Consider the following 13,154-nt stretch of genomic DNA (forward strand, 5'->3'; position numbering starts at 1 on the left):
CTCCGCAACCGCAACCGTCACCGGTTGCGGCTGCCCTTTTGCGGCCATGCGGATACTACAGTATGGCGCGCCAAACCTTCTCATAAATCACCACTTTGGCCGCTAATCCGGCAGGGTGCGTTACGCTGACTTATATGTTATGTTATAACATCAATAAAATAAGGCGTGAGTATATCAAGATGAAAGTAGCGTACTGGACACTATTTCTGGGGCTGGCCTGCAGTTCAACGGTATTTGCACACGGCGGTCATTCGCACGGTGCTCCACTGAGTGAAAAAGAGGTGCGCGCGGCCAGCGGCATCTTTGCCGATGACGATGTGAAAGATCGGCCGCTTTCCGACTGGGAAGGGGTATGGCAGTCCGTTTATCCCTATGCCAGAGATGGCTCACTGGATCCGGTATTTCAAAAAAAAGCGGCAGCCGATAAAACGCGCTCGTTCAGCGACATTAAACAGTACTATCTCACCGGCTATGCCAGCGATATTACTGACATCGGCATTGAAAACGACGTGATGGAATTTACCGAAAAAGGCGCGGTCAGCAGCTGTAAATATGCCTATAAAGGTTACAAGGTGCTCAACTACGTTTCCGGTAAAAGAGGGGTGCGTTATCTGTTTGAATGCACTGATAAAGCCAGTAAAGCGCCGCACTTTGTACAGTTCAGCGATCACATTATCAGCCCGCGTAAGTCATCCCACTTTCATATCTTTACGGGTAATGTCTCGCAGGCTGCGCTGTTTGATGAACTGGAAAACTGGCCCACGTTCTTCCCTTACCAGCTAAGTAAAGCGCAGGTGGTGGATGACCTGCTGCATCACTGATGCACAGCCCGCTGGCGGACAGACCCGCCAGCGGGCAGGGCAGTTAACGCTGCCGGGCAAAGCGCAGCGGCTGCTCAGCGGCGCTGCGCGTCATCACCCGATCCAGTACGCTCGCTTCCAGCTCCGCCAGCCGCGCCGAGCCTTTGCGGCGCGGACGCGGCAAATCGACCGACAGGTCGAGCCCGATTTTCCCCTCTTCAATCAGTAACACCCGATCGGCCAGCGCCACCGCCTCGCTGACGTCATGCGTCACCAGCAGTACCGTAAAATTGTGCTGCTGCCAGAGTGATTCAATCAGTCCCTGCATCTCAATGCGGGTTAAAGCATCCAGCGCGCCCAGCGGCTCATCCAGCAGCAGTAAGCCAGGACGGTGGATCAGCGCCCGCGCCAGCGCCACGCGCTGCTTCTGTCCACCCGAGAGGGCAGCAGGCCACTCATTTGCGCGATCGGCAAGCCCCACGGCCTCCAGTGCCTCCAGCGCGGCGCTGCGCCATTCGCGGCCGCGTAAGCCGAGTCCGACGTTATCGATCACTTTTTTCCACGGCAGCAGACGCGCATCCTGGAACATCAGTCGCGTATCGTCGCGCGCCGCGGCCAGCGGCGCGTTGCCTGCCAGCAGCTCACCCTGACTGGCGACTTCCAGTCCGGCCAGCAGCCGCAGCAGGGTGCTTTTACCGCAGCCGCTGCGCCCGACCACGGCAACAAACTGCCCGGCCGGAATATGCAGGCTGACCTGGTCAAGAATAGTACGATTGCCATAGTGCTTAGAGAGGTTACTGATGGCGACCGGCGTGCCGCTGATCAGGCGCGCCGGGTTCTGTACGGCATTGCTCATGCGTTGCTCTCCTTCAGTTGCCAGGCCGGGTGCCAGCGCAGCCAGATACGCTCCAGCAGCTGCGCCGCCACGTCTGCCAGTTTGCCCAGCAGGGCATAAAGAATAATGGCCACCACGACCACGTCAGTTTGCAAAAATTCGCGCGCGTTCATCGCCAGATAGCCGATACCGGAGTTGGCCGAGATGGTTTCAGCCACAATCAGTGTCAGCCACATCAGACCCAGCGCAAAGCGCACCCCGACCATGATGCCGGGCAGGGCGCCAGGCAGGATAACCTGCGCAAACAGCGACCAGCCGGAGAGACCATAGCTGCGCGCCATCTCTATCAGCCCGCGATCGATATTACGGATCCCGTGATAGGTATTGAGGTAGATCGGAAACAGCGTACCGAGTGCGACCAGGAAAATTTTGGCCGATTCATCAATGCCAAACCAGAGGATCACCAGCGGGATCAGCGCCAGATGCGGCACGTTGCGCAGCATCTGTAGCGAGGTATCCAGCAGACGCTCACCGGTGCGCGATGTACCGGTGATGAGTCCGAGTGCCAGCCCGATCGTGCCGCCGATAGCAAAACCGATTAGTGCGCGCCAGCTGCTGATGGCCAGGTGCTGCCACAGTTCACCGCTGGCGGTCAGCTGCCAGAAGGCGGTCACAATTTTCTCCGGCGCCGGTAAAATACGCGTGGAGAGCCAGCCCTGCGACGAAGCGAGCTGCCATATCGCCACTATTCCCGCCGGCAGCAGCCAGGGCAGCAGCGCATTGCGCAGCGTTTTTATCTGCTCAGACATGGTGACTCCTTAGCTTTGCGCAACTTTCTGTGGCGTAAAATCATTGGCCACAGCTTCGCCATGCGCCTGCACGATGCGCGGTGCAGGCACTTCCGGCGCGGCCAGGTCAAGATGGGGAAACAGCAGCTCGCCAACGCGGTACGCTTCTTCCAGATGCGGATAGCCAGAAAGGATAAAGGTCTCAATCCCCAGAGCCTGATATTCGCGCATACGTTCTGCGACAGTTGGCCCGTCGCCGACCAGCGCAGTACCGGCTCCGCCGCGTACCAGGCCAACCCCAGCCCAGAGGTTCGGACTGATCTCCAGCTTATCGCGCTGGCCGCCGTGCAGGGCAGCCATCCGCTGCTGTCCGACCGAATCCGTGCGCGCAAACGCCGCCTGTGCTTTGGCAATCGTGGCGTCATCCAGATGTGAAATAAGCCGATCCGCGGCCTGCCACGCCTCTTCGTTCGTTTCGCGCACAATCACGTGCAGACGAATACCGAAGCGCACCGTGCGCCCCTGCGCTGCGGCTTTGGCGCGCACCTGCTCAATCTTCTCTTTAACCAGCGCGGGCGGCTCTCCCCAGGTGAGATAGACGTCAACCTGTTCAGCAGCCAGATCCTGCGCGGCATCAGAAGAGCCGCCGAACCAGAGTGGCGGACGCGGCTGCTGTACCGAACGGAACATCAGGCGCGCACCGCGCACTTTGACGTGTTTGCCCTCATAGTCCACCGTTTCGCCTTCAGAAACACGTCGCCAGATGCGGGTAAATTCCGCCGATTCTGCATAGCGTTCGCGATGGTCGAGAAAAACGCCATCGCCCGCCAGCTCTTCCGGATCGCCACCGGTCACCAGGTTAAACAGCGCACGACCGTTAGAGAGGCGATCCAGCGTTGCCGCCTGACGCGCTGCCTGGGTCGGCGAGATCACGCCGGGACGCAGTGCCACCAGAAAGCGCAGGCGCTGCGTTACCGGAATCAGTGAGGCAGCGACCAGCCAGGCATCTTCGCAGGAGCGGCCGGTCGGGATCAGCACGCCGCCAAAGCCCAGCCGGTCAGCGGCCTGTGCTATCTGCTGCAGATAACCGTGATCCACCGGACGGGCGCCTTCGGCGGTTCCCAGATAGTGACCATCGCCGTGCGTGGGAAGAAACCAGAAAACAGATATGCTCATTGTGTTGTTCCTTATTAATGGGCCGTCCGGGGTTGCCAGATGCGGTCAGCGATGGTGAGTTTTACCGGCAACAGATGGCTGGCGTAAAACAGATCGGCAGTGTGCTGCTGCGCGGCGGCGGTGCGTGCACTGACGGGGGTAATCGTGGTAGGCGGACGATGATCGAGATAGCTCGCCAGGACCGGTTTTGGCAGGCCCATCGCCTGCGCCAGCAGGTCAATACTCTGCGTCCGCTGGCTCTGCGTCAGCGCATCCGCCTCGCTGAAGGTGGCCAGCACCTGGCTGAGGGTGTCGGGACTGGCTTCAGCAAACTGTCGGGTCGCCAGATAGAAAGAGCCGGTCAGGTTCAGCGTGCTGCCGTCAGTGAGGACGCGCACATTGCCCTGCTGCAGAGCGGCTGAGTAATAAGGATCCCAGATCGCCCAGGCGTCAACGTTACCCTGCTGAAACGCCGCGCGGGCATCGGCTGGCGTCAGATAGACCGGCTGAATATCAGCGAAACTCAGGTCCGCCTGCTGCAGCGCGCGCAGCAGCAGATTGTGCGAGCTGGAGCCTTTCTGAAAAGCAACTTTGCGGCCTTTCAGATCGGCCACGCTGTGGATGGGGCTGTTCTGCGGTACCAGGATCACTTCTGCTTTAGGTTTCGCGGGTTCCGATCCGACATAAAGCAGATCGGCCCCGGCGGCCTGCGCAAAGAGCGGAGGAATATCCCCGGTGCTGCCTAAATCGATACTGCCGATGTTAAGCGCTTCCAGCATTTGCGGGCCGGCAGGAAACTCAATCCACTTAATTGCCATCGCCGGAAAACGCTGCTCCAGCAGCCGGTGCGATTTTGCCAGCACCATGCTGACCGAGCCTTTCTGGTAGCCGATACGGATCTGAGAAGGCGCGTCCGCTGCGCTGGCCGTCAGGGTAAACAGGGCAGCCAGCGCCGGGAGCAGCAGAGCCGTTATAAGTCGTTTCACGATAGTCTCTCCTCAGACAGCCCGGGCAAAAGGCAGATGACGGCGCTGCAGCGCAAGCCAGAAGTTCTCCAGCGCATCATCAATACGGGAAGTGAGATCGCTGGCAAATTCCGGCTGGCGGTCGTAATGCGTAATCTGCAGATCCTGCGCAAATACTCCCTGTAACACCTCCTGCGCTTTCAGCGCGCTCAGTACCGGTTTAAGCCCGTAATCAAGCGCCAGCATATGTGCCACGCTGCCGCCACTTGCCAGCGGCAGTACGACTTTTTCTTCCAGCGCCCGCTCCGGCAGCAGATCCAGGACAGTTTTTAGCGCACCTGCAAATGACGCTTTATAGACAGGAGTAGAAATAATGACGCCGGTCGCGCTGGCGATGTCAGCTTTAAACGCATTCAGGGCAGGGGAGTCGAAACGGGCATGGATCAAATCTTCCGGCGGAAAATTGTGAATATTCCACGCAATAACTTCGGCGCCCCGGGCTTCCAGCTGGCGCTGGCAAAGCGTCAGCAGCGCCGTCGAACGTGAAGGGAAACGGGGGCTGCCCGCCAGCGTTAGGATCCGCATACCTGCTCCTTATAACAAAAAGTTATCGATAATGTTTAATTGAGAACTGATTGTCTTAATCCTGCCAGAGCGCCGGAAAAGGGGTAAATGATTTATCCGGCAATCAAAAGCTTTAAAACGGCAAACGGATCCCGCTGCCGATCTGCTGCCTGCGAAACGCTACTGCCTGCGCTGCCAGTCGGGCTCACAGAGCAGCGGCGGATAAAATGGCCCGATCTCTGTTTTTTATTGATGAATTTAAGAAAAAGTTGCGGCGTGAATGCCAGGTGGTTTTTAAGAATTACTCCTGTGGGCGCTGTCACATTTTTGTGTCACGCTTGAAGACATTGAGAAAAATACCCAGACCCCCATACTTTTATGTCTATCAAACGTAATGCGATTGCCAACTATGTCGGGCAGATCTACCTGACGCTGTCAGGTATTTTAGTGGTGCCGCTCTATATTCAGAATCTGGGGATGGAAGCGTATGGCCTGGTTGGCTTCTTTTCTATATTACTGACCTGGCTGCAGCTGCTGGATGCGGGCGTCTCCACCACGCTGATGCGTGAAGCGGCGCGCTACCGCGCTAATCAGGAAGAATTTGTCTGGTTTCCGGCGCTGTTTACCACCCTGACGCGCTTTTTCCTTTTTTCCACGCTGGTGCTGGTGGTGCTGGGCTGGCTGGCAACGCCCTGGATAGCGACACACTGGCTGGATGCGCGTCATTTGCCGGCCGGCGATGTGGTTATCGCCGTGGCAATTATGGTGATCACCGCGGCCATTCGCTGGCGCACCAGTCCCTATCGCAGCGTGATCATCGGCTTTGAACATCAGGTCTGGCTGAATGGCGTTAACCTGACTATTACCACGCTGCGCACCTTTGGTGCGGTGCTGGTGATCCAGCTCTTCGCCAACGCCGTGCTGACATTCTTTATCTGGCAGCTGCTGGTCTCCATCGCCGAGGCGGGCTGCTGCATCTGGAAGGCGTATCAGCTTATCCCGCGCGCCGCGCGCAAAGAGAAGCGCAGCGACCTGAAAGAGGTGCTGAGGCCTTTTATTCGCTTTGCGCTGAGCGCCGCGTTCTCCAGCGCAATCTGGACGTTTATCTCGCAGATTGACCGTCTGGTGCTGTCTAAAACCCTGCCGCTGAGCGAGTACGGATCCTTTACCGTCGTGGCAACGGCGGCGACCGGTATCCTGCTGCTCAGCAGCCCGATTATGCAGGCGATTGTGCCGCGCATGACCGGCATGAAAACCCGGCAGCAGGGCGATGCGGAATCTCTGCGTCTCTACCGTTACACCACGCAGGCAGTCGCCATTTTTATGGCCCCGCTCAGTATCACTATCGCCTGCTATTCTGGTCCGCTGCTTTGGGCGTGGACGCAAAAAACGCAGATTGTCGATGAGATGGCTTTTGTCCTGACGCTTTACGCCTTAGGCAGCGGAATTCAGGCGATCTGTGGCTTGCTCTATCACCTGCAGTACGTGAATGGCAACCTAAAACTCCATATGCAGGGCTTTACCCTGTTTGCCATTCTGCTGGTGCCGCTTAACATCTGGTGTGCGATTCACTACGGCGCGCTGGGAACCGGCTGGCTGTGGCTGGCGCAGAACATTTTCTACCTGGTTGGCTGGGCATGGCTGGTACACCGTCGTTTTGCGCCGGGTATCCACTTCAGCTGGCTGACGCGCGACGTGGCGCTGATCTGGGCGGTATCGGGCCTGATTGCCGGCCTGAGCACGCTGCTGCCTATTGAGTGGAATCAGAATCGCTGGATTAATCTGCTCTGGCTGGCATTGATTGGTGCCGTGAATCTCGGCGTCTGCTGTCTGCTGCATAGCCTGGTGCTGAAGCGCCTGCGCCGTACACCCGTTGTTAATGCTGAAGAAAGAGGATAAGTATGACGTCGCGCTCCGTCCCGACTATATCGGTCATTATTCCGAACTGGAACTGCGCCCCGTGGCTGCCGGAGACGATGCAGTCGCTACTGCAGCAGACGTCGCCGGCAGATGAGATTATTATCATTGACGACGGCTCAACGGATGAGAGCGTGAGCTGGCTTACGGCGTTCGCTGAGGCGCATCCGCAGGTCACTTTGCTGAGCGGCAACCGCGGCGGCGTCAGCGCAGCGCGGATGAAAGGGCTGGCGGTCGCCACCGGCGATTTCCTCTATTTTATGGATGCCGATGACTTTATCTCCGCCACTCTGTTTGCCGATTTCCGGCGCGCGCAGGCGCAGCATACCGGACTTGAGCTGTTCTGCTTCGGCGCAAAAATGTTTTTCGACGTCCCGGAACCGCAGCGCCACTATCAGACGATTCATCAGCGTCACGTCAGCGGCCTTTTCTCCGGCGGCAGCGAAAGTCTGCGCACGCTGATCCAGCATCAGTCGGCGCACCGGGTGATCTGGAGCAGCATCATTTCCCGGCAGCTGATTGAGCGGCTGGGGCTGAGTTTCCTGCCGATTCAGAATCATGAAGATGCGCCTTTTATGTTCGCGCTCTATATGCAGGCGCACAGTTTCTACTGCACCGGCGAGAGCTACTACTACAAGCGCTTTATGCAGAGTTCGCTGTCGCAAAGCACCCGCGACTTCTCCTGGATAAAAAATTACTTTATCGCCCGCGACAGCAGCGAAGCGTTTTTGCGAGAGCATCAGCTGCCGCAGGATGAGGCATTACTGGATGACTACTATCAGACCATTATGCATGGCTGCCTGGCACAGATCCGTAAACACCGCATTAAAGTACCTGCCGAGTGGCAGCCGCGGGTAAACAGTCTGGTGCGGCGCGTATTACGGCATAATACCCGGCTGAAACTGCTCTGGTATTGTCCGCCGCTCTATCACGGTCTGCAGGCGTGCCGTAATCGCCTGAGTCGTTATTCATCCCGCCGTTGATCGCGATCCTGTTCTGAGGTTCGTCACTAATTTACTTTTGCGCCAGAGCACCTTACCATTCTGGCGCACGTCTTCCCGTGCACCCGCTGTTTCTTCCTTTACTGCCATTCAGGAGAGTGCATGTTATATCCCATCGTCCGGCCCGCCCTGTTTAAACTCGATCCCGAGCGCGCGCATGAACTCACTTTCCAGCAGCTGCGTTTTATCAGCGGTACGCCGCTGGAGGGGCTGATTCGGCAGTCGCTGCCGGCGCGTCCGGTAAGCTGTATGGGCCTGACGTTTCCCAACCCGCTGGGTCTGGCGGCCGGGCTGGATAAAAACGCGGAGTGCATTGATGCGTTTGGCGCGATGGGGTTTGGTTTTATTGAAGTCGGTACGGTAACGCCGCGTGCGCAGCCCGGAAATGATAAACCGCGTATGTTCCGTCTGGTTGAGGCGGGCGGCATCATTAACCGCATGGGATTTAATAACCACGGGGTTGATCATCTGGTAGAGAACGTCAAAAAAGCGCGATTTAAAGGCGTACTGGGGATCAATATTGGCAAGAATAAAGATACCCCGGTTGAGCAGGGGAAAGAGGATTACCTGATCTGCATGGAGAAGGTCTACGCCCATGCGGGTTATATTGCGATAAATATCTCTTCACCTAACACGCCGGGTCTGCGTACGCTGCAATATGGCGATGCGCTGGACGATTTGCTGGTGGCGATTAAATTAAAACAGCAGGAACTACAGCAGCGACACCTTAAATATGTTCCGGTGGCCGTAAAGATTGCGCCGGATCTGTCTGAGGAGGAATTAATCCAGGTTGCTGACAGCCTGGTGCGTCACCAGATTGATGGTGTGATTGCAACCAATACCACGCTGGATCGTACGCTGGTCAGCGGACTTAAACATGCAGATGAAGCGGGCGGCCTGAGCGGACGCCCGGTGCAGACGCGCAGCACAGAGGTAATCCGCCGGCTGGCGCAGGAGCTGCAGGGGCGCTTACCTGTTATTGGTGCCGGTGGAATAGATTCACTCATCGCCGCACGGGAAAAAATTGCCGCGGGCGCCACCCTGGTGCAGATATACTCCGGATTTATTTATCAGGGACCGGCTTTAATTAAAGATATCGTGACCCACCTCTAAGACATATCTCACTTTCCCCGGCCAGGGGGTTTATTTCTCCCTCTGGCTCGTTTATATTTTCCCCTGTTGTTCTATTTTTCAGCTTTTTGCTTAAAGCGATATTTTATTTTTTAGGCGCCATTTAGCGCAGCAGAATCCCACAAGGCACATCATGAAAATCAAACCCGATGACAACTGGCGCTGGTATTATGACGCCGAGCATGACCGTATGATGCTTGATTTGGCTGATGGCACACTCTTCCGCTCCCGCTTCTCCCGCAAAATGCTGACGCCCGACGCTTTTAACAGCAGCGGATTTTGCGTCGATGATGCCGCACTCTATTTTAGTTTCGACGACCGCTGTCGTGAAAGTGAATTATCTGCTCATCAGCGTGCCGAGCTGATCCTGAATGCGCTGGTGGCAAGCCGCTTCCTCAAGCCGCTGATGCCAAAAAGCTGGCACTTCATCAGCCATAAACATAGCTGGCAGCCGGTCGCGGGCGATATGGTCACGGCTACGCTGGCTGAGAGCGGTGAGCAGGCACAGCTGCTGGTAGTAGAAAGCAGTGAAAACGCGGCGCTCTGTCTGGTGGCGCAGCCGGCACTGAGCATGGCGGGAAAAAGCATGCAGCTTGGCGATGCGATCAAAATCATGAACGATCGCCTGCAGCCGCTGCAGCTGGCGACATGGTACGCGCGCGCGGTTTAGATTTTATCCCAGCTCAATATCACTGTCTGGAATACAGCTGCAGCTCAGAATAGTGCCGTCAGCACGTACGGCGCTCTGCTTTAACGGCCTGACGGTGCCGGCGACCAGCGTGACTTTACAGCTGCCGCACAGCCCGGCCCGGCAGGAGTAGGGAATACGAAACCCGGCCATCTCCAGCTGCTCCAGTAATACCTGCTGATTATCTCCCTCAAAACGCCGGCCCTGACAGGTAATGGTGACGCTGGCAGGCGCACCTGGCTCTGCTGTCAGCGAAGCTTCTGTTTTGCCGGCACCATAGACGCGCGGGGTATGGCGTTCCAGAATCGTCACGCTGTCCCCGCTGCGGATCAGCCCGCTGTTCAGGGCTATCATATTGAGGCCAAAATCGATATCACCGCTGCCATCCTGCGCGCTGCGAAAGCCCTGCAGCGTGGTCAGCGGCTCACCCGCCGGATGTTTCTCTCCGTTCTCTGTCCCGATAGTGGTAAATATGCAGCGGCTGCACGGTTTCGGCACGACAAACTCAACGTCACCGATTTGCAGCCGCTTCCAGCTATCTTCATCCCAGGCGGGGGCACCGCTGACCACCAGGTTAGGGCGAAACTGCTCCACGCGTACGCCAGCCGGGCAGCGCTGCTGCAGATCCTGCATCGACGCCATATTGACCAGCAGAAACGGATAGCCGTCGGCAAAGCCGAGCGGCACGGCGTCAAAGCGCTTTACGCGCCGCGTCGGCGTCTCACCTGTCCAGCGCAGCTGTACCGGACGCGGAAAATAGTCGCTCAGCCAGCGGTTAATCGCTTCCGGCGCGATGCGGGCAGTAAAGGTGTTGCCCCAGACAACGGTTTCGCTCTCTTCTGCTGCAAAGTCGGCATAGCGGATCAGCGCCTGCTGACCGTCCGGCGCGTTAATCAGCAGGCCATCCGGCAGCACAACCGGCGTAAAACGCACCAGTTGCGGAAACTGCCGGGCGGTGATGAACGTTCCGTCAGGCTCGGTGATCATAAAGATGCGATCAAATGCCAGACCGCTCTGCAGCACCTGTGCATGCGACTGCTGCAGGCCGCGCATCGATTTGACCGGGTGAATATAAAGACGGGATAAGGTAATCATCATCGCTCCTTGCAGACAAAAAGAAGCTAACTTTATGACATAGGACGCTGATTCGCTATAATGCGCAGCAATTTTAGCAAGAGTATAAGTGACGATATGAATTCTCTGTTTGCCAGTACGGCGCGTGGGCTCGAAGAGCTGTTGAAAACTGAGCTGGACGCGCTGGGCGCGCAGGATTTGCAGGTGGTGCAGGGCGGCGTCCACTTCCGTGCCGACGATCGCGTAATGTATCAAAGCCTGCTGTGGAGCCGTCTGGCTTCACGTATTTTGCTGCCGCTGGGAGAATTCGGTGTCTGGAGTGACCTCGATCTCTATGTCGGCGCGCAGAGTATCCCCTGGGCTGAGCTGTTTGACAGCGAAACCACCTTTGCCATCCATTTCAGCGGCACCAACGACGTCATCCGCAACAGCCAGTTTGGCGCGCTGCGAATTAAAGATGCGATCGTTGACTGCTTTACCCGTCAGGATCTGCCGCGCCCCAGCGTGGATCGCGAGCAGCCGGGTATTCGCATTAACGCCTGGCTGAATAAAGATCGCGTCAGCATCGCACTGGATCTCAGCGGCACCGCGCTGCATCAGCGCGGCTATCGTCAGCAGACCGGTCAGGCGCCGCTGAAAGAGAATCTGGCGGCTGCCATTGTTATGCGTTCCGGCTGGCAGCCGGAAACGCCGCTGCTGGATCCCATGTGCGGTTCCGGCACGCTGCTGATTGAGGCGGCCTTAATTGCCTGCGATCGCGCGCCGGGTCTGCTGCGCAGCCACTGGGGCTTTAGCCGCTGGAAGCAGCATAACGCAGCGCTATGGCAGGAGCTGCGCAGCGAAGCGCTGCAGCGCGCGCGGGCTGGCACTGCGGCCACCCAGGCACGCTTCTTTGGTTATGATAACGATGGCCGCGTGCTGGAGTGGGCGCGCGCTAACGCGCGTCGTGCCGGCGTCTTTGAGCTTTTTACCTTTGCGCAGCAGGATGTGCTGAAGCTGAGTAATCCGCTTGACGATAAAAGCGTGACCGGAACGGTGCTGAGTAACCCGCCTTATGGTGAGCGTCTGGAGAGCGAGCCGGCGCTGATTGCGCTGCACAGCCAGCTGGGCCGCATTATGAAGCAGCAGTTTGGCGGCTGGAATCTGTCGCTGTTCAGCGCCTCACCCGATCTGCTGAGCTGCCTGCAGCTGCGCGCGGAGCGCCAGTTTAAAGCGAAAAATGGCCCGCTGGAGTGCGTGCAGAAAAATTATCAGCTGGCGGCGTCCGGTGCGGCTGGCAGCGCGCAGATTGCGGAAGATTTCGCAAACCGCCTGCGCAAAAACCTGAAGAAGCTGGAGAAATGGGCGCGTCAGTCGGGCATTGAGTGCTATCGCCTCTATGATGCCGATCTGCCGGAATACAATGTCGCAGTGGATCGCTACGCCGACTGGGTGGTGGTGCAGGAATACGCGCCACCAAAAACTATCGACGCGACCAAAGCGCGCCAGCGGCTGTTTGATGTTATCAGCGCCACGCTCAGCGTGCTGGAGATCCCGGCTAACAGGCTGGTGCTGAAAACCCGCGAGCGGCAAAAGGGCAAAAATCAGTATCAGAAGCTGGGAGAAAAGGGCGAATTCTTTGAAGTGCAGGAGTTCAATGCCCGGCTGCTGGTTAACCTTACTGACTACCTTGATACCGGCCTCTTCCTCGATCACCGTATCGCGCGGCAGATGCTCGGCCAGATGAGTAAAGGTAAAGACTTCCTGAACCTGTTTTCTTACACCGGCAGCGCCAGCGTGCACGCCGGGCTGGGCGGGGCAAAATCCACCACTACGGTTGATATGTCGCGCACCTACCTTGAGTGGGCGGAGCGCAACCTGCGTATTAATGGTCTGACCGGCCGTCAGCATCGCCTGCTGCACGCCGACTGCCTGAGCTGGCTGCGTGAAAGCGACGAGCAGTTTGACCTGATTTTTATCGATCCGCCGACCTTCTCCAACTCCAAGCGTATGGAGGCGGATTTTGATGTGCAGCGCGATCATCTGATGCTGCTGCAAAACCTGAAGCGCATGCTGCGTCGCGGCGGCACCATTATGTTCTCCAACAACAAGCGCGGCTTCAAAATGGATCTGGAGGGCCTGCAACGGCTTGGCCTGCAGGCGCAGGAGATCACGCAAAAAACCCTGTCACAGGACTTTGCCCGTAATCGTCAAATTCACAACTGCTGGCTGGTCAGCCACGCCGGTAAGGAATAAT

12 protein-coding genes are annotated in these 13,154 nt (G+C 57.6%); 6 read left to right on the forward strand and 6 right to left on the reverse strand.

The window, feature by feature from the left end; genetic code table 11:
* Window positions 1-179 precede the first annotated feature (179 nt).
* Window positions 180-821 carry a metal-binding protein ZinT gene (gene zinT / locus B4M48_RS07265; RefSeq protein ID WP_039383604.1) on the forward strand — a complete coding sequence of 214 codons (642 nt, stop codon included), beginning with the start codon at window positions 180-182 and terminating at the stop codon, window positions 819-821.
* Window positions 822-864: 43 nt separating this feature from the next.
* Here the strand turns inward: zinT and ssuB are convergent, their stop codons facing one another.
* The 5 genes from ssuB to ssuE are packed head-to-tail and all read right to left on the reverse strand — an operon-like array spanning window position 865 to window position 5,128.
* Entirely contained in the window at window positions 865-1,656 is a 792-nt protein-coding gene (gene ssuB, locus B4M48_RS07270) for an aliphatic sulfonates ABC transporter ATP-binding protein (RefSeq protein ID WP_039383607.1), read from the reverse strand.
* Window positions 1,653-2,444, reverse strand: coding sequence for an aliphatic sulfonate ABC transporter permease SsuC (gene ssuC / locus B4M48_RS07275; protein ID WP_039383609.1), 792 nt, complete (start codon window positions 2,442-2,444; stop codon window positions 1,653-1,655). Before ssuC ends, ssuB begins: the two co-directional genes overlap by 4 nt.
* 9 nt (window positions 2,445-2,453) lie before the next feature.
* Window positions 2,454-3,599, reverse strand: coding sequence for an FMNH2-dependent alkanesulfonate monooxygenase (gene ssuD, locus B4M48_RS07280; protein ID WP_039383611.1), 1,146 nt, complete (start codon window positions 3,597-3,599; stop codon window positions 2,454-2,456).
* A 14-nt stretch (window positions 3,600-3,613) separates the two neighbouring features.
* Complete coding sequence (locus B4M48_RS07285; RefSeq protein WP_039383615.1) at window positions 3,614-4,564, reverse strand: sulfonate ABC transporter substrate-binding protein; 951 nt, start codon at window positions 4,562-4,564, stop codon at window positions 3,614-3,616.
* A gap of 12 nt (window positions 4,565-4,576) precedes the next feature.
* Complete coding sequence (gene ssuE, locus B4M48_RS07290; RefSeq protein WP_104084736.1) at window positions 4,577-5,128, reverse strand: NADPH-dependent FMN reductase; 552 nt, start codon at window positions 5,126-5,128, stop codon at window positions 4,577-4,579.
* A 357-nt stretch (window positions 5,129-5,485) separates the two neighbouring features.
* Here ssuE and B4M48_RS07295 point away from each other — a divergent pair, with 357 nt between their 5' ends.
* The 4 genes from B4M48_RS07295 to B4M48_RS07310 all read left to right on the forward strand — a co-directional run bounded on the left by B4M48_RS07295 (window position 5,486) and on the right by B4M48_RS07310 (window position 9,826).
* The gene (locus B4M48_RS07295; RefSeq protein WP_039383621.1) at window positions 5,486-7,006 is read left to right on the forward strand and encodes a lipopolysaccharide biosynthesis protein; all 1,521 of its coding nucleotides are present in this window, start codon (window positions 5,486-5,488) and stop codon (window positions 7,004-7,006) included.
* A gap of 2 nt (window positions 7,007-7,008) precedes the next feature.
* Window positions 7,009-8,007: a glycosyltransferase family 2 protein gene (locus B4M48_RS07300; protein WP_039383623.1), complete on the forward strand. Its 999-nt coding sequence runs from the start codon at window positions 7,009-7,011 to the stop codon at window positions 8,005-8,007.
* A 120-nt stretch (window positions 8,008-8,127) separates the two neighbouring features.
* Window positions 8,128-9,138 (forward strand): quinone-dependent dihydroorotate dehydrogenase, encoded by a 1,011-nt coding sequence (pyrD, locus tag B4M48_RS07305; RefSeq protein WP_039383626.1) that lies wholly within the window; start codon window positions 8,128-8,130, stop codon window positions 9,136-9,138.
* 151 nt (window positions 9,139-9,289) lie between these two features.
* Window positions 9,290-9,826: a cell division protein ZapC gene (locus B4M48_RS07310; protein WP_039383627.1), complete on the forward strand. Its 537-nt coding sequence runs from the start codon at window positions 9,290-9,292 to the stop codon at window positions 9,824-9,826.
* Between the two features lie 3 nt (window positions 9,827-9,829).
* On the opposite strand, the gene B4M48_RS07315 is transcribed toward B4M48_RS07310, so the two are convergent.
* Complete coding sequence (locus tag B4M48_RS07315) at window positions 9,830-10,939, reverse strand: YcbX family protein (RefSeq protein WP_071668709.1); 1,110 nt, start codon at window positions 10,937-10,939, stop codon at window positions 9,830-9,832.
* 96 nt (window positions 10,940-11,035) lie between these two features.
* Between B4M48_RS07315 and rlmKL the strand changes: the two genes are divergently transcribed.
* Window positions 11,036-13,153, forward strand: a complete 2,118-nt coding sequence (rlmKL, locus tag B4M48_RS07320) for a bifunctional 23S rRNA (guanine(2069)-N(7))-methyltransferase RlmK/23S rRNA (guanine(2445)-N(2))-methyltransferase RlmL (RefSeq protein ID WP_071668710.1) — start codon at window positions 11,036-11,038, stop codon at window positions 13,151-13,153.
* The last annotated feature ends 1 nt before the right edge of the window (window position 13,154 follow it).

Origin of the sequence: Pantoea sp. UBA6567, from assembly GCF_002434165.1 — a bacterium.
Lineage (GTDB): Bacteria > Pseudomonadota > Gammaproteobacteria > Enterobacterales > Enterobacteriaceae > Pantoea > Pantoea eucrina.